Origin of the sequence: Ferrovibrio terrae (assembly GCF_007197755.1) — a bacterium.
GTDB lineage: Bacteria > Pseudomonadota > Alphaproteobacteria > Ferrovibrionales > Ferrovibrionaceae > Ferrovibrio > Ferrovibrio terrae.
This window is the reverse complement of sequence record NZ_CP041636.1, coordinates 3,769,185-3,784,798: the sequence shown is the minus strand read 5'-3', so window position 1 is coordinate 3,784,798 and position 15,614 is coordinate 3,769,185. Positions and strand designations below refer to the sequence as shown.

Sequence of the window (15,614 nt, the reverse complement as noted above, 5' to 3'; positions counted from 1 at the left end):
CGCCGCCTGATTCGCCTATAAACGAACGATAAACAGGGGCGGGATGGCGACAGGCCGTCCTTGCCTCGGCGCGTCCGGCTGCCTAAAGTCTAGGCCAGTAGATCATCTGCACTTCCGATAAAGACGGGTCGATGCTGCCGGGGGATAAGCGGCACGGCCATAACACAGGAGGCCGCGCGATGAGTTACCGCGATATCGTGGTTCATCTTACGCTTGACCCGCGCAATGCTGCGCGCACGCAGATTGCCATCGCTATGGCGCGCCGCTTTGGCGCGCGCATCAGCGGGCTGTACACGGTGCCGCCGCCGAACGTGCCTTATTATATGGGCGAGTATATTCCGACAGAGCTGATCCAGAAGCAGATGGACGAGGCGCAGAAAGCCTCGGTCGGCGCCAAGGAGGAATTCCTCGCCACCTGCACAGCCGCTGGCATCGAGCATCGCTGGCTCAGCAGCGACCTGGCGCCGGTGGAGGCGCTGCGGCTGGCGGCACGCTGCAGCGACATCGCCATCGTCGGCCAGCCCGATCCCAATCCGAGCGACCCGGCGAGCATTCCCTACGGCACGGATGTGCTGCCGCATGAACTGGCGCTGCAGGCCGGCCGGCCGATCCTGGCGGTGCCCTATGCCGGCAGCCAGCCCGATCTCGGCCGCCGCATTCTGGTGGCCTGGAACGGCAAGCGCGAGGCGGCGCGCGCGCTGCATGACGCCATGCCGCTGCTGCGCGGCGCCGAGATGGTGCATCTGATCACGCTCGGTCCCGAGCGCAAGGGGCGTGCCGCGCTGGCGGAAATCGCCGACCACCTGCAGCGCCACGGCCTGCGGCTGGAAAGCGCGGTGATCGCCCCCAATGGCGCCAAGGTGGGGCAGGCGCTGCTGAACGAAGCCAAGTCGCGCGGCTGCGACATGATGGTGATGGGCGCCTTCGGCCATTCGCGCCTGCGCGAGATGGTGTTCGGCGGTGTGACGGAAACCGTGCTGGGCAACATGACGCTGCCAGTTTTACTCAGCAACTAGTCTTACTCAGCAACCAGGCTTGCTGAGCAACTAACCGGGCTGTTCTGCCGACGCCGGCTCGGCATTGCCGACGATCACGCGGTTGCGCCCGGCGCGCTTGGCGGCATACATCGCGCGGTCTGCCTGGTTGACCAGTTCGTCCCAGCTGCCGGCATGGTCGCCAAGGCTGGCGACACCAATGCTGACCTTCAGCGACAGACGATTGCCACCGGCCTCGACCGCCAGGTTGGCGACCGACTGGCGAATGCGTTCGGCGAGCTGCGCGGCGCCGCCTACCGCGGTGCTGGGCAGCAACGCGCAGAATTCCTCGCCGCCGAGCCGGCCGAAGACATCCTCGCGGCGCAGGCAACCGCGCACGGCGGAGGCGAACTGACGCAATGCGGCATCGCCGGCAGCATGGCCATACTGGTCGTTGACCAGCTTGAAATGATCGATGTCGAGCAGCAGCAGGCTGAGCGGCAGGTCATGCCGCCGGCTGCGCGCCAGTTCATGTTCCGCCATTTCTTCCATGGCACGACGGGTCAGCGCCTCGGTCAGCGCATCGCGGCGCGCCGATTCCTTCAGCCGGGTCGCGATCGTCTGGTTGACCAGCAGCACGATACCGAACACGACCACGATCGAGAGCAGCATCGGGATCAGGAACAGCCAGCCGAAGAAGGGAACCTGCGCCAGCGGTTTCTCGACCGGCGGCAGACTGAACACGGTGGTCGCCAGCACCAGGTAATAGATGGCCTGCGCGCCCAGCGCCATGCTGGTCAGGAATTGTGAAAAGCGCGTGCCGGGAGTCACCTCGCGCAGCAGGCTGTAAAGGCGTAATCCTGCCATCAAGACGAAAATGCCGAGCAGGAAGATGATGCGGGCACGCGAATTCTCGGTGACGATAAAATAGACAACCCCGGTGGCAGTGATCGCGAGGATGGCCAGGCCGAGGCCGTAGCCGGGGCGACGTCCGAAGAAGGCATCGACGCCCCACCATGTGATGGTCAGGCCGGTGACGATCGCGATATTGGCAGCTGCCAGGGCGGCGGAGGGCAGGGAGTCGCTGCGCAGGAAAGCTCCCAGCACGCCCAGCGCGACGACCAGCGCGCCGACGGCCCAGAAGCCAATGCCTCGCATGTCGCGATGGATCAGCCAGAGAGCGGTGAGAATTCCGCCTTGCAGACACACGACCAGAACGGTGACGAATGCGACTGTGGGTGTATCGAGAGTCATGGCTACTGTGAAAGCGGACGGTGGTCAATTTTGCACTGTAGGTGCGCTAAAAAGCAACGCTGGCCGGCTCGCGCGGTGGTATTTGCCAAGGTCAGGCCCTATTTTCATCCGGAGCGCAAGGATTCCCGCACTCATGCTGCTGACCGCCGATCAGACCCTGCTGATCACCATCGATATCCAGGATCGCCTGCTACCGGCGATCCATGATGGCGTGCGCGTGCAGCGCAATGCGGGAATCCTGCTGCAGGCAGCGAATATTCTGCAGATTCCCGCCTTGCTGACCGAGCAGTATCCCAAGGGACTGGGGCGCACGGTGCCGGAAATTCGCGCTGCGGCCGGCGAAAGTCCGACGCTGGAAAAGATGCACTTCTCCGCCTGGGGCGACGACACCGTTCGCGCGCATATCGAGAAGGTGTCGCGACCGGCGGCCGTCATCACTGGCGTCGAGGCGCATGTCTGCGTCCTGCAGACCGCGCTCGATATGGCGGCCGCGGGTATTCGCGTGACGGTCGTCGCCGATGCAATCTCCTCGCGCCATCCCGACAGTGCGATGGTGGCGCGCGATCGCATGGCGGCGGCTGGCATCACGCTGGTGACCACCGAAATGTGCATTTTCGAATGGCTGGGCACGGCATCTCATCCGGCTTTCAAGACATTGTCAGGCCTGATCAGGTGATTTTTTCGCAATGCTGAAAGGACCGTTTCATGCGTGAGCCGCTGGTGCTGATCCCCGGCCTGCTGCAGACCGAAGACTTCTGGCGTGAGCAGATCGCGCGCCTTTCTGAAGTTGCGCAGTGCATTGTACCTACAAGCCATTTCCGCATGGACAGTTTCAGCGATATGGCGCGCCTGGTGCTCGACGAGGCGCCTGAGAGGTTTGCGCTCTGCGGTCTCTCCATGGGCGGTTATGTCGCGCAGGAGATCATGCGCCAGGCGCCGCAGCGGGTGACGCGTATCTGCCTGATGGATACCTCATCCCGTGCCGATACGCCGGAGCAGACCGAACGCCGCCGGGCACTGATAAACCTTGGCAAGATCGGCAACTTCAAGGGCGTGACGCCGCGACTGCTGCCGTTGCTGCTGCATCCCGACAACCAGACGAACAAAGCCATCGTCGACCGGCTGATGGATATGGCGGTCGAGATTGGCAGCGACGGCTTCACCAACCAGCAGACCGCCATCATCAACCGGCCCGATGGCCGCCCGGACCTGAAAGGTTACAAGGTGCCGGCGCTGGTGCTCTGCGGCCGGCAGGATGCCCTGACGCCGCTGGAACTGCATGACGAAATGGCGTTGCTGATCCCCAATGCCGTGCAGGTGGTGCTGGATCATTGCGGCCATCTGCCGCCGATGGAACAGCCCGACGAGACGGCAGCCGCATTGAAGACGTGGCTTGCCGCCTAGGCTGAACGTTCCAGCAATGTGTCGCTGAGCACCGCGATCTCGATGCGGTTGCCGCCATCGGTCTTGGCGCGATAAAGCGCGGTCTGGGCGCGCTGCACCATTTCAGTCCAGTCTTCGCTGTGCAGGCCGAAGGCGGCGATACCGAAACTGGCGGTCAGCGACAGGGGCTCGCCACCCGTTTCGATGACGGCGTCAGCAATCTCCAGCCGCAACCGTTCCGCCATCTGCTGGGCACCGGCCATCCGCGTGCTGGGCAACAGCATTGCGAAACCAGAATGGTCCAGCCGGGCAATGAAATCCTCTTGCCTCAGGCTGGCGGTGGCCAGTACGGAAATCCGCCGCAGCACCATGTCGCCGGTATCGTAGCCATGCGTGCTGTTGATCGCATCGAAATGATCGATCTCCATCAGCACCACTGACAACCCGTAGGCATGGCGCTTGGCCCGGGCAACTTCCTTTCGGCCGAGATCGTCGAGCATGCCGCGGTTGATCAGGCCAGTGAGGGGGTCGGTCTGCGCGCTGACATGCAGGCGTTGCTGCAGCCGCTGGTTCAGCATCAGGATGCAGGCGGCAGCCGCCAGCAGCGAGGCGATGGTAGGCAGTACGAAGATACCGGCCCCCAGCGGCCCGCCGCCGAAATCGCTGGGCAGCAATGCGCCGGTCGCGGCGGCCACCGCGCGCAGCAGATTGAGCATGCCCAGGGCGCCGAACAGCATGCCGATGAAAGCCTGGGTCTGCACCAGGCCGGCTTCGATGCGATACAGCATGGTCCAGGTGATCAGGCCACAGAGCAGAGCGATCGTGCCGGCCGTGAGGCTAACGCGCACCACGATGTCGGGCTGCGCGAACAGGAACCATATAAACCCGGTCACATAGGCAAGCAGGCCGATGCCGGCCGGATAGTATGGCACCGTGCGGAAGCGGAAGCGCAGGAAGCCGAACCACATCAGCAGATAGCTGACGACGATGACGACGTTGCCGAACAGGGCCACGGAGGGCTCCTGCTGCGGCACACGCAGCATCAGCACCGAAACGCTGGTGGCAAACAGCACATTGGCCAGCGCCCAGGTCGCCGGGCCTTCCTCGCGTGGATGCACGATGCTGGCCCAGACACCGACGAGGACATTGATCCCCAGCAGAGCTAACGTCACCAGGGCAATAACCGGCAGGTCGTTGGCCCTGATGAAATCCGACATCGGCTAGACGTCGATATCGGTGGCGAAGGCGGCACGTTCCTGAATGAACTGGAAGCGCAGTTCCGGCTTGCGGCCCATCAGGCGCTCCACCAGATCGTCGGCCTCGCGGGCCTCCTCCACCGGCACCTGCACGCGCAGCAGCACGCGGTTCTTCCGGTTCATGGTGGTTTCCTTCAACTGGCCCGGCGGCATTTCGCCCAGACCCTTGAAGCGGCTGATTTCAACTTTGCGCGTACCGAAATGCTGCTTGATCAGCTTGTCCTTATCGGCATCGTCCATCGCATAGAAAGTCTTGCCGCCGGCGGACAGGCGATAGAGCGGGGGCTGCGCCAGATAGAGATGGCCGTGCTCGATCAGCTTCGGCATCTCGCGGAAGAAGAAGGTCATCAGCAACGAGGCGATATGCGCGCCATCGACATCGGCATCGGTCATGATGATGACCTTGTCGTAGCGCAGGTCTTCGTCGCGATACTTGCCACCGGTGCCGCAGCCCAGCGCCAGCATCAGGTCGGCCAGTTCCTGGTTGGCGGCCAGCTTGCCCGAGGCGGCCGAGGCCACGTTCAGGATCTTGCCACGTAGCGGCAGCACGGCCTGGGTGCGGCGGTCGCGCGCCTGCTTGGCCGAACCGCCGGCCGAGTCACCCTCGACGATGAAGATTTCAGAACCGTTGGCGGCCTCATCAGCGCAGTCCGCGAGTTTACCGGGAAGACGCAATTTGCGTGTGGCCGACTTGCGGCTGACGTCCTTTTCGGCGCGGCGGCGCAGGCGGTCTTCGGCGCGTTCGATCAGGCGAGTCAGCAGCGCGTTGGCATGCTGCGGCGCGCCGGCCAGCCAGTGGTCGAAATGGTCCTTGATTGCCGTCTCGACCAGCTTCTGCGCTTCCACGGTGACCAGCTTGTCCTTGGTCTGGCCCTGGAACTGCGGATCCTTGATGAACAGAGACAGCATCGCCGCGCCGGCACCAAGAATGTCGTCAGCAGTGATCTGCGCGGCCTTCTTGTTGTTGGCCAGCTCGGCATAATCCTTCAGACCGCGCAGCAGGGCCGTGCGGAAGCCGGCCTCATGCGTGCCGCCTTCCGGCGTCGTCACCGTGTTGGTGTAGGACTGCAGCCAGCCTTCATCGATATCCTGCGGCCAGTGAATGGCCCATTCCACCTTGCCACGTCCACCGGCCAGATCGGCGCGGCCGGCAAACGGCGTCGGGGTCACTGTCTGCTGGCCTTCCAGCTGTTCGGACAGGTAATCCTGCAGGCCGCCGGGGAAATGCAGCACGGCCTCCTGCGGCGTGACTTCCTCGCTGCCTGTCAGCAGCTCAGGCGCGCAGGACCAGACGATTTTCACGCCCGGATAGAGATAGGCCTTCGAGCGCGCCATCTTGAAAATGCGCGACGGGCGGAAATGTGCGCCCTTGCCGAAAATCTGTTCGTCGGGATGGAAGATCACCGCTGTGCCGCGACGGTTCGGGGCAGCGCCGACCTTGACCAGCTTGCCCTGCGGCGCGCCGCGCGAGTAATCCTGCTTCCACAGTTCCCTGTCGCGGGCGACTTCGACGGTGAGGCGGTCAGACAGCGCGTTCACCACCGAGATGCCGACGCCATGCAGGCCGCCCGCGGTGGAATAAACCTTGTCGGAGAATTTGCCGCCCGAATGCAGCGTGGTGAGGATGACCTCGAGCGCCGACTTGTCCTTGAACTTGGGGTGCCTGTCGATCGGGATGCCGCGGCCGTTATCGGTCACGCGCAAGCTGCCGTCTTCCAGCAGCGACACCTCGATGCGGTCGGCATGGCCGGCGACGGCCTCGTCCATCGAGTTGTCGAGCACTTCGGCAAAGAGGTGGTGCAGGGCGCGCTCGTCGGTGCCGCCGATATACATGCCGGGCCGGCGACGCACCGGCTCCAGACCCTCGAGAACCTCGATGTCCTTGGCGGTGTAATCGTTGCCGCCCTTGCTTCCCGTCTGGAACAAGTCGTTCATACTATTCACGGATTTAAGATTAAGGGGTGACTCGTATTTGCGCCGCAGTATAGTAGGCCACACCCGGGAAACAACCAACATCTGGTAGGAATATAGAGGTTCGCATGGGCAAAGAATCGGTAGGCGAATCGGCCAGGGAGCTTACTGTCGCGGAGCGCGGCGAGCCATTGATCCGCTCGGCGCCAATGCCGGCCGACATGAACGGCAACGGCGACATCTTCGGCGGCTGGGTACTGAGCCAGATGGATATCGCCGGCGGCATCGTCGCGGCACGTCGCGCCCAGGGCCGCGTCGTCACCGTGGCGGTGGATGCGATGACCTTCCACCAGCCGATCAAGGTCGGCGATATTGTCTCGATCTACGGCCGCGTCATCCGTGTGGGCCGCAGTTCGATGGCGGTAAAAATGGAAACCATCGTGGCCCGCCGCCTCGATCCCACCGAGATCAAGGTGACCGAGGGCGTCTACACCTATGTCGCCATCGATGAAAACGGCAAGTCGCGTCCGGTGCCGGCAGAAGGGAAGTGACGTGACCAACGGCAGCACGCGTCACTATGCGGCCGATGAGATCGTCGCGCCGGCGCTGATCGCGCTGAAGGTCTGGTATGACGAGGCGCGCGGCGACAAGGCGATGGCCGGCTTCGATGCGCTGCCGGAACCGCATGCGCTGCCCGGGCCGGCCGACCTCGCCATCCTCGAGGTGGCAGGCGATGGCCGCTATGCCTATCTGGCGATGGGCGAGCAGTATCGCCGCACGGCGGCGCTGAAGCCCGATGCCGACGGCGTCACACGCGAGACGCGCCCGGTGGTGCGTCAGCATCTCGACCTGGCGCTCGAGCAGCGCGAGGCCTTCCATGTCAGCATCACGCGCTGGGACGGGCCGCGCATCCTGCAATACGACCGGCTGATCCTGCCGCTGACCGATGCCGGGGGCGAGGTGAGCCATCTGCTGGTCGGCGAGGTTTTCCTGCGGGTGGCGAAGCCGGGGTGACGGTGGTCCGGGGGAGCGAATGGTCTGGACTAAAGGTGGCCATCGTTGATCCAGGACAAAGAGCTTCCACACGATTGGATACAGCCTTCATTCGTATTCATAGGCGAGGAGGCAGGCCATGAACGAACCAAGGAAACCGGGCGAGCGCAGCGTTGTCGGCAGTTTGCTGGACGATGTGAAGGAAACCTTTTGCCGCGCCGCTCGCCTGCGTGAGTGGCAGTCGCTCGACGGATGCGAACGCCGACGGGTGGCGCAGGATCTTGGACTCAGTGGAGGCGATGTCGGCACGTTGATCGCCGAAAGCGGCGGTACCGCCGAACTGGACGAATTGCTGCGTCGTGGCGATCTGCAGCAGACTGCAGCCATGCGGGGCGCCTTGCCGGATCTGCAGCGTGTCTGCGCCCTTTGCAGGCAACGTTCTGAATGTCGCGACTGGCTCAGCGTACCGGCGGAAGCGCGGGATGACGCCGCGCTGCCATATTTCTGCCCGAACCGGGAGGAACTTGAGGTGCTGCGCGAGATGCAGGGCGGCGGCTACCGCAAGTAGTCCCGACGGCGGGTTTCAGGTTCTGCGGATCATGCCGTGCTGCGCCGCCGGCGCCGAGACGGTTACGCCCACATGCATGCCGATATAGTCGCCGGTCGTGCCGGTGAAGCTGCCTTCCACTGGTGGCAGGTCTGCAATGCCGCGCGCCACCGCCACCGGGATCAGGTTGGCGCCGCCATAGCTGCGATGGGTGGGATCGAAAGCCACCCAGCCGGCGCCGGGCAGATAGATCTCGATCCAGGCATGCGTTGCGCCGGTGGCCGGCATCGTCGCATCGGCCGGCCCGGCATCGAGACCAGGATCAAGATCCGGCAGATAGAGATAGCCCGAGACCAGCCGCGCACCGAATCCCAGCTGGCGTGCGGCTTCCGCCATCAGCACGGCGAAATCGCGGCATGAGCCCCAGCCGCGCCGCAGGGTTTCCAGCGGCGTCTGCGTGCCGTCGCCATGCCGGCTCTGATAGGCGACGGCATCCGCGACGCCGGCATTGAGGTCGAGCAGCAGCGCCAGTGTGCCGGTTGGATACGCGGCGACAAACGCTTGCGCCCAGGCACGCAGCTCGCCGTGCGGATCGGCATAGAGCGGCTGGGTGAGGTGGCCGAGATCGTTCCACTCGGTGTCGGTATAGCGGAAGGGGTAGGAGGTTGCCTCGGCCGCGATGTTCAGCGTCGGGTTGGCGAGGGCCAGGTTGTCGACGCGGATTTCGCAGTCGATCATCAGGCTGTCGGCGGTCCACATCGGCAGCGCGCGCGCCACGCTGTTGCCATAGACATCCTGGCTCCAGCCGAACAGGCTCGGCGGCGAGGTGCTGACCGCAAAGGACAGCAGCCGCATGTCCGGGCTTTCGCGTGGCCGCAGCATCAGGCGATGCGGGCCGAGATCGACCGGCCGGCTGTAAAGATAGATGGTGCGATGATGGATGCGCAGTTGCATCTCAGTGCCCGCCCGGATGCGGCGAGGCGGCAGGCGGCGCGGTGCGGGACGGGCCATCCGCCAGCAGTGCGGCCGACAGGTCGTCCGGATCGATGGTAATTGCCTGACGCGACAACGCCGGCAGACCGATGGCGGGCAGATGCAGCTGCGTGCCGGTGCGTAGCCAGGCCGGGAAGGACAGGGCATCCAGCAGTTCTTCCTCGGTCACCACGAGGTAGGTGCCAGCCGGCTGCGGCTGTTCCAGCCCCTTCATATGGAAGGCATGCAGGAAGGTGACGGTGGTCTCTGTACTGCGGCTGGACATGAGGCGGGCTTTCATAAGCACAATCGGTGCCGCAGCAGAGCGAGGTGCTGCCCTGCTGTGGACCCCATGCGAGCTGGAGTGCGGTTTGATTGTCAGGAGTCGTCTGGCGACAGTGTCTGCCTTGCCGGGGCGGGCCGCAAGGTCAATCGGTGCCCCGTTTCCCGCGGTAAAGTGCCCAATTGTCACAGGGGGGCGCCCTGCGGTTGACGAATCCGGGTTTCGCCCCTAAAACCCGCCCCAGCAGGGCCGGCGCAGGATGATCGCCATTCCCTGATCGGCCCTGTGACATTGGGTGGGCCGCTGCATTGACCGCCGAACCCCGCATCTCCTGAAAGTTAGAGTAGACATGACTGAGTCTGTTGGCGCCGCCTTTGCCGGTGCCGTTTCGCCGTTGGCCGCGGCGCTCACCGCGCGCGGCTATACCACCCTGACCCCTGTGCAGGCCGCCGTGCTGGCGCCGGAACATGCCGAGGCCGATCTTCTCGTCTCGGCGCAGACCGGTTCGGGCAAGACCGTCGCCTTTGGCCTCAATATCGCACCGACGCTGCTGCAGGGATCGGACGGCTTCGAGCCGTTCCGTCCGGGCAGCTGGATGCCGCCGCTGGCGCTGATCATCGCGCCGACGCGCGAACTCGCGCTGCAGGTCTGCCGCGAACTGGCCTGGCTGTATGAACAGACCAATGCCCGCGTCGTCTCCTGTGTCGGCGGCATGGACATGCGAGCCGAGCGCCAGGCGCTGAATGCCGGCGCGCATATCGTGGTCGGCACGCCTGGCCGCCTGAAGGATCATATCGAACGCGGCGCGCTGGATATCGGTTCCTTGCGCGCTGTCGTGCTCGACGAAGCCGACGAGATGCTCGATCTCGGTTTCCGCGAGGACCTTGAGTTCATCCTCGATGCCTCGCCGTCCGAGCGCCGCACGCTGATGTTTTCGGCCACCGTGGCCAAGCCGATCGCGCAACTGGCCACGCGGTTCCAGAAGAATGCGATCCGCATCGCTACCGCGAGTGCGACCGAGCGCCATGGCGACATCGCCTATCGCGCGCTGATGGTGGCGCCGAACGAGCGCGAGAATGCCATCATCAACGTGCTGCGTTTCCATGACGCCAAAAGCGCCATTATCTTCTGCGGCACGCGTATGGCGGTGACACACCTGACCGCGCGCCTCTCAAATCGTGGGTTTACAGTCGTCGCATTGTCGGGCGAGCTGAGCCAGAACGAGCGCACGCATGCCCTGCAGGCGATGCGTGACGGTCGGGCCCAGGTCTGCGTCGCCACCGACGTGGCGGCACGCGGCATCGATCTGCCCGGTCTGGAACTGGTGGTGCATGCCGACCTGCCGACCAACAGTGAGACACTGCTTCACAGGTCAGGTCGTACTGGCAGAGCGGGCAACAAGGGCCTCTGCGTGCTGCTGGTGCCGCATAACCGCCGGCGCGGCATGCAGCGTTTGCTGGGCGAGCGGAATATCGACGCCACCTGGGGCCAGCCGCCGTCGGCCACGGAAATCCAGGCCGCCGATCGCAAGCGCATCCTGAACGACGAGACGCTGCAGGGCGAACTGACCGCTGAAGAGCAGACATTTGCCGCCCAGCTGATCGAACAGCATGGCGCCGAGCGGATTGCCGCCGCCTTCCTGCGCCTGCAGCAGAAAAACCGTCCTGCGCCGGAAGAGCTGCTGGATGTCGCCGCCGAGAATGACCGGGGGCCGGAACAGTCGAATTACGGCCGGAAGACGCCGCGCGACGGCCTTGCCTCGGACGGCCCGGGCAGGGGCAGGTTGGGCGGCAGCTGGTTCAAGATCAATGCCGGCCACAAGCAGAATGCCGAACCGCGCTGGCTGCTGCCGCTGATTTGCCGCGTCGGCCATGTCACGCGCAACGATGTCGGATCGATCAAGATCTTCCATACCGAAAGCCTGTTCGAGATCGCGGCCCCCGCAGCCGAACGCTTCATTCAGACGGTGGAGCGCGAAGGCACCGGCGAGAAGAAGATCAGCATCACGCGCGCCGATGGCCCGCCGCCGGAAACCGCCTCGCCGCAGCGCGAAAAGAAGGCCTGGATTCCGGAACACGAATTCCGCCAGCAACGCGCGGCCAGCGGCGGTAAACCCGGCGAGGGCAAACCGCGCGACTTCAAGCCGGGCGGCAAGCCGCCGTGGAAAAAGAAGGAACGCAGCGAAGGCGGAGAGTTCCAGCCCGACCGTGCGCCTGCTACAAACAAGTCCGGCTGGTCGAAACCGAAAAAAAAGCAGCCCTGACCGGGGCTGCACGACCGGCGCCAGCCACCTTGATCACGATCAGGCTGCGGATGCCATGTTCCTGACCCTGTTCGACTTCGCCGGGACTTTCGTGTTCGCGCTTTCGGGCGCGACGGCCGGCGTGCGTCGGCGGCTCGACCTGTTCGGCGTGCTGGTGCTGAGTTTTGCCGCCGCGGCGGCGGGCGGCATCCTGCGCGACGTGCTGATCGGCGCGTTGCCGCCGGTGGCGATCCGCGACTGGGCCTATCCGGTGATTGCCGGCGTGGCCGCCCTGATCGTGTTTTTCCGCTATCCGCTGATCGAGCGGCTGAAGCATCCGGTGCAACTCTTCGACGCTGCGGGTCTGGCGCTGTTTGCCGTGCTGGGCACGCAGAAGGCGCTGATGTTTGGCATGAATCCGCTGGCCGCCGCGATGCTGGGTGTGCTGAGCGGCATCGGCGGCGGCATGGTGCGCGACATTATGCTGGCCGGAATCCCCACCGTGCTGCGCGCCGAAGTCTACGCGGTGGCGGCGCTGGCCGGCGCTGCCATCGTGGTGGCCGGAGAGTTGCTGGCTGTGCCGCCGCATATCAGCATGATTGCGGGCGGTTTGCTGTGCTTCGTGCTGCGGGTGCTGGCGATCCGCCACAACTGGCAGATCGCCATTGCCGCGCCCCCGTCAGAAACTGACGACGGCCCGCGCGCTTAGAATTCTTCCCACTCGCCAGCGTTGGCCGTCTTGGGCTGTTGCGGCACGACCTTGAGTGCCGGCCGTGGCGTGACAGTCGGGCGGGCTGCGCCGTTGCTCTTCACCGTGAGAACTGTCGTCTTCGGCCGGGCTGCCGGAGCAGGGGCGGGTGACACACTGTCGTCCAGGCGATAACGCTGTACGAGACCGGCAAGATCCTGGGCCTGGTTCGACAGCGACTGGGCGGAAGCAGAGGTTTCCTCGACCAGCGCGCCGTTGCGCTGGGTCATCTCATCCATGCTGGCGATCGCGGTGTTGATCTGCTCAAGGCCGCTCGACTGTTCGCGGCTGGCGGCCGCGATCTCGGCGACGATATCCGACACCTTCTTGATCGCACCGACGATCTCGGTCAGCGACTGGCCGGCCTGGTTGACCAGCGTGGCGCCGGTCTTCACCTGGCTGTTCGAGGTCTGGATCAGCGCCTTGATGTCCTTCGATGCGTTGGCCGAGCGTTGGGCCAGGGCACGCACTTCCTGCGCCACGACGGCAAAGCCCTTGCCGGCTTCGCCCGCACGTGCGGCTTCCACGGAAGCATTCAGGGCGAGCAGGTTGGTCTGGAAAGCGATCTCGTCGATCAGGCCGATGATGTCGCTGATCTTCTGGGCGCTGTTCTCGATCTCGCTGACGGCGGCCACCGCATTCTGCACGACGGTGCCGCCCTTTTCGGCGGTGTCCCGTGCCGCGCTGGCCAACTGGTTGGCGGCCTGGGCATTGTCGGCATTCATCTTCACGGTCTGCGTCACCTCATGCATGGAGGCGGCGGTTTCTTCCAGGCTGGCGGCCTGGCTTTCCGTGCGCTGCGCGAGGTCCTGGCTGCCGGTGGAGATTTCCGCCGAGGCGGCGGCGATAGTCGCCGACGTCGTGCGCAGGTTGCCGATGATGGCGCTCATGGCGACGACCAGATCGTTCACGCCTTCGCATAGCGCGCGGGTGTCGCCGGTCTTGCCGTCCAGCGAAACGCGCCGGGTCAGATCGTTCGCCTTGGTGGCTTCCACCACCTCGCCCACCTGCCGCACGGCCAGCTGCTGCATCTGCGCGGCCTTGGTCTGGGCGGTGATGTCGGTGGCGTATTTGACAACCTTATATGGGCGGCCCGCGGCATCCATGATCGGGTTGTAGCTGGCCTGAATCCAGACTTCCGTGCCACCTTTGCCCACGCGACGATACTGGCCGGCATCGAATTCACCGCGACCGAGCTTGGCCCAGAAGGCCTTGTATTCCGCACTCTCGCTCACGCCGGGCGGTGCGAACATGCTGTGATGACGACCCTTCACCTCATCCAGGCTGTAGCCCATGCAGCTGAGGAAATTCGGATTGGCGGTCAAGATGGTGCCGTCGAGCCTGAACTCGATCACGGCCTGCGATTTGCCGATGGCCGAGAGCTGGCCTTCGTAATTGGCCATGGTCAGCTTCTGCTCGGTGATATCTGTCGCGAATTTCACGACTTTATACGGGCGCCCGCGCTTGTCGAAGATCGGGTTGTAGCTGGCCTGGATCCAGATTTCCCGGCCACCCTTGGCGATGCGCATGTACTGCGCGGACTCATACTCACCGCGTGCCAGCCTGGCCCAGAAGGCCTTATATTCCGCGCTGGCGCGATATTCCGGCGTCACGAACATGCCGTGATGCTGGCCCTGGATTTCGACCAGCGAATAGCCGATGGCGCTGAGAAAGTTTTCATTGGCGGTAAGAATCTTGCCATCCAGCGTGAATTCAATGATGGCTTGAGCGCGGTTGATAGCCGCGAACTGCGCCCGCAGATCATTCGCTGAGGGCGACGTGGAAAACTGAAACATCAACGCATCCTTTTTCTGCACATCACCAGCGTCATTGCCAGTGGTTCTTTTTTTGAAACGTTGATTCTCGAGAAATCAGCGTATGCGGATTATTCGCAGAAAAACGTTTTTTGGATGAGTGAAATCTTCGTGCTTAATGTTTTTTTACTTGAAGTTTTATTTTGAATGATTTTGGGGTGTATCTGATTACTTATGGTTTATTGCATCGAATACTTGTGGTTGAGGCGTGCGGGTAGTAATCGCGTGTATACTCGTATGATGACCCAGATTGAAGTCGCGACTCAGGCGCTGGCGCGCTCCACGATGGCGAATCCGACATCGACGACTTTTTTCTTCGGGGTCTGGCCGGCGGCGCGTGCCATCAGCATCTCGGCCGCGATACGCCCGATCGCAGCCCCATCGATCCGCACGCTGGTCAGCGGTGGATCGGCATCCTTGCCATAGCTCTGGTCACCATAGCCAATCACCTTCAACTGCTGCGGCACGGCAATGCCGCGCGCCTTCGCCTCGACCACCGCGCCGAGCGCCAGATTATCTGAGCCGCAGAACACGCCATCTATGTGCGCATGGTCATGCAGCAATGCAGCCAGCCCGCTGCGGCCGTCGCCCATGGGAGTGGGGGCGGGCGCCTCCACGATCGGTACGGCAATCTTCCTGGCCGCATAGAAGGTCGTGAAAGCTTCGGCGCGCAGCCGGGCGCGGCGATCGTCGGGCGAGATGATGGCTGGCCGGCGACAGCCACGCTGCCACAGGTATTCCGCCGCCGCCTTGCCGATGGCGGGATGCGAGAAGCCAACCAGCATGTCGATAGGCTTCTGAGTCAGGTCCCAGGTTTCGACCACCGGAATGCGGGCGGCGCGCAGTTTCTGTCGCGCCTGGGTGGAGTGTACGATGCCGGTGAGGATGATGCCGTCCGGCCGGCGGCCGATCACGGCTTCCAGCAGCGCATCCTCGCGCGCATCGTCATAGCCGGCCTGGCCGATCAGCAGCTGATAGCCATGCTGCTGCAGGTGTTCGGCCACATTCTGCATCGTTGCGGTGAACATCGCACCGCTGATGCTGGGCACCAGGGCGACGATCAGTTTGGAGCGATTCGACGACAGCGAGCCGGCCAGCAGATTGGGGGTGTAGCCGCTGCGCTTGATGGCGGCGAGCACCTTTTCAAGCGTGGCTGGCGAGAGCTGGTCCGGTGTGTTCAGAGCGCGGGAAACCGTGATTTTCGTAACGCCCACCTCGACGGCGATATCGGCCAACG

At 64.1% G+C, this 15,614-nt stretch carries 15 protein-coding genes; 8 read left to right on the top strand and 7 right to left on the bottom strand.

Going from position 1 to position 15,614, the window contains the following annotated elements:
• Nucleotides 1-179 precede the first annotated feature (179 nt).
• A complete protein-coding gene (locus FNB15_RS18515; RefSeq protein ID WP_185973609.1) occupies nucleotides 180-1,016 on the top strand; it encodes a universal stress protein in 837 nt (278 codons plus the stop codon).
• 30 nt (nucleotides 1,017-1,046) lie between these two features.
• On the opposite strand, the gene FNB15_RS18510 is transcribed toward FNB15_RS18515, so the two are convergent.
• Nucleotides 1,047-2,228, bottom strand: coding sequence for a GGDEF domain-containing protein (locus FNB15_RS18510; protein WP_144258138.1), 1,182 nt, complete (start codon nucleotides 2,226-2,228; stop codon nucleotides 1,047-1,049).
• Between the two features lie 133 nt (nucleotides 2,229-2,361).
• On the opposite strand from FNB15_RS18510, the gene FNB15_RS20995 reads away from it, so the two are divergent.
• Nucleotides 2,362-2,904 (top strand): hydrolase, encoded by a 543-nt coding sequence (locus FNB15_RS20995; protein WP_185973608.1) that lies wholly within the window; start codon nucleotides 2,362-2,364, stop codon nucleotides 2,902-2,904.
• Between the two features lie 29 nt (nucleotides 2,905-2,933).
• A complete protein-coding gene (locus FNB15_RS18500; protein ID WP_144258136.1) occupies nucleotides 2,934-3,632 on the top strand; it encodes an alpha/beta fold hydrolase in 699 nt (232 codons plus the stop codon).
• Here the strand turns inward: FNB15_RS18500 and FNB15_RS18495 are convergent.
• Nucleotides 3,629-4,828, bottom strand: a complete 1,200-nt coding sequence (locus FNB15_RS18495) for a GGDEF domain-containing protein (RefSeq protein WP_144258135.1) — start codon at nucleotides 4,826-4,828, stop codon at nucleotides 3,629-3,631. The genes FNB15_RS18500 and FNB15_RS18495 overlap by 4 nt on opposite strands.
• Before the next feature lie 3 nt (nucleotides 4,829-4,831).
• Nucleotides 4,832-6,802 (bottom strand): DNA topoisomerase IV subunit B, encoded by a 1,971-nt coding sequence (gene parE, locus FNB15_RS18490; RefSeq protein ID WP_144258134.1) that lies wholly within the window; start codon nucleotides 6,800-6,802, stop codon nucleotides 4,832-4,834.
• 104 nt (nucleotides 6,803-6,906) lie between these two features.
• Here parE and FNB15_RS18485 point away from each other — a divergent pair, with 104 nt between their 5' ends.
• The 3 genes from FNB15_RS18485 (at nucleotide 6,907) to FNB15_RS18475 (ending at nucleotide 8,339) form a co-directional block, all read left to right on the top strand.
• Nucleotides 6,907-7,329 carry an acyl-CoA thioesterase gene (locus FNB15_RS18485; protein ID WP_144258133.1) on the top strand — a complete coding sequence of 141 codons (423 nt, stop codon included), beginning with the start codon at nucleotides 6,907-6,909 and terminating at the stop codon, nucleotides 7,327-7,329.
• A gap of 1 nt (nucleotide 7,330) precedes the next feature.
• The gene (locus tag FNB15_RS18480) at nucleotides 7,331-7,792 is read left to right on the top strand and encodes a hypothetical protein (protein ID WP_144258132.1); all 462 of its coding nucleotides are present in this window, start codon (nucleotides 7,331-7,333) and stop codon (nucleotides 7,790-7,792) included.
• 118 nt (nucleotides 7,793-7,910) lie between these two features.
• Complete coding sequence (locus FNB15_RS18475; protein WP_144258131.1) at nucleotides 7,911-8,339, top strand: DUF6455 family protein; 429 nt, start codon at nucleotides 7,911-7,913, stop codon at nucleotides 8,337-8,339.
• A gap of 15 nt (nucleotides 8,340-8,354) precedes the next feature.
• On the opposite strand, the gene FNB15_RS18470 is transcribed toward FNB15_RS18475, so the two are convergent.
• Together FNB15_RS18470 and FNB15_RS18465 are read right to left on the bottom strand one after the other, a co-directional pair.
• Nucleotides 8,355-9,272, bottom strand: a complete 918-nt coding sequence (locus FNB15_RS18470) for a transglutaminase family protein (RefSeq protein WP_246068727.1) — start codon at nucleotides 9,270-9,272, stop codon at nucleotides 8,355-8,357.
• Nucleotide 9,273: 1 nt separating this feature from the next.
• Entirely contained in the window at nucleotides 9,274-9,576 is a 303-nt protein-coding gene (locus tag FNB15_RS18465) for a hypothetical protein (protein ID WP_144258129.1), read from the bottom strand.
• A 346-nt stretch (nucleotides 9,577-9,922) separates the two neighbouring features.
• Between FNB15_RS18465 and FNB15_RS18460 the strand changes: the two genes are divergently transcribed.
• Nucleotides 9,923-11,836, top strand: a complete 1,914-nt coding sequence (locus FNB15_RS18460) for a DEAD/DEAH box helicase (RefSeq protein WP_144258128.1) — start codon at nucleotides 9,923-9,925, stop codon at nucleotides 11,834-11,836.
• A gap of 55 nt (nucleotides 11,837-11,891) precedes the next feature.
• Nucleotides 11,892-12,524 carry a trimeric intracellular cation channel family protein gene (locus tag FNB15_RS18455; protein ID WP_144258127.1) on the top strand — a complete coding sequence of 211 codons (633 nt, stop codon included), beginning with the start codon at nucleotides 11,892-11,894 and terminating at the stop codon, nucleotides 12,522-12,524.
• Here FNB15_RS18455 and FNB15_RS18450 read toward each other — a convergent pair.
• On the bottom strand, nucleotides 12,521-14,359 hold the full coding sequence (locus tag FNB15_RS18450) for a methyl-accepting chemotaxis protein (protein ID WP_144258126.1): 1,839 nt from the start codon (nucleotides 14,357-14,359) through the stop codon (nucleotides 12,521-12,523). The two genes, FNB15_RS18455 and FNB15_RS18450, sit on opposite strands and share 4 nt — an antisense overlap.
• Before the next feature lie 281 nt (nucleotides 14,360-14,640).
• Complete coding sequence (locus FNB15_RS18445; protein WP_144258125.1) at nucleotides 14,641-15,612, bottom strand: LacI family DNA-binding transcriptional regulator; 972 nt, start codon at nucleotides 15,610-15,612, stop codon at nucleotides 14,641-14,643.
• Nucleotides 15,613-15,614 lie beyond the last annotated feature (2 nt).

Bases quoted from the DNA above. Each gene is read 5' to 3' on its own strand.
- FNB15_RS18515 (WP_185973609.1), top strand. From the start codon at position 180: ATGAGTTACCGCGATATCGTGGTTCATCTTACGCTTGACCCGCGCAAT.
- FNB15_RS18510 (WP_144258138.1), bottom strand. From the start codon at position 2,228: ATGACTCTCGATACACCCACAGTCGCATTCGTCACCGTTCTGGTCGTG.
- FNB15_RS20995 (WP_185973608.1), top strand. From the start codon at position 2,362: ATGCTGCTGACCGCCGATCAGACCCTGCTGATCACCATCGATATCCAG.
- FNB15_RS18500 (WP_144258136.1), top strand. From the start codon at position 2,934: ATGCGTGAGCCGCTGGTGCTGATCCCCGGCCTGCTGCAGACCGAAGAC.
- FNB15_RS18495 (WP_144258135.1), bottom strand. From the start codon at position 4,828: ATGTCGGATTTCATCAGGGCCAACGACCTGCCGGTTATTGCCCTGGTG.
- parE (WP_144258134.1), bottom strand. From the start codon at position 6,802: ATGAACGACTTGTTCCAGACGGGAAGCAAGGGCGGCAACGATTACACC.
- FNB15_RS18485 (WP_144258133.1), top strand. From the start codon at position 6,907: ATGGGCAAAGAATCGGTAGGCGAATCGGCCAGGGAGCTTACTGTCGCG.
- FNB15_RS18475 (WP_144258131.1), top strand. From the start codon at position 7,911: ATGAACGAACCAAGGAAACCGGGCGAGCGCAGCGTTGTCGGCAGTTTG.
- FNB15_RS18470 (WP_246068727.1), bottom strand. From the start codon at position 9,272: ATGCAACTGCGCATCCATCATCGCACCATCTATCTTTACAGCCGGCCG.
- FNB15_RS18465 (WP_144258129.1), bottom strand. From the start codon at position 9,576: ATGTCCAGCCGCAGTACAGAGACCACCGTCACCTTCCTGCATGCCTTC.
- FNB15_RS18460 (WP_144258128.1), top strand. From the start codon at position 9,923: ATGACTGAGTCTGTTGGCGCCGCCTTTGCCGGTGCCGTTTCGCCGTTG.
- FNB15_RS18455 (WP_144258127.1), top strand. From the start codon at position 11,892: ATGTTCCTGACCCTGTTCGACTTCGCCGGGACTTTCGTGTTCGCGCTT.
- FNB15_RS18450 (WP_144258126.1), bottom strand. From the start codon at position 14,359: ATGTTTCAGTTTTCCACGTCGCCCTCAGCGAATGATCTGCGGGCGCAG.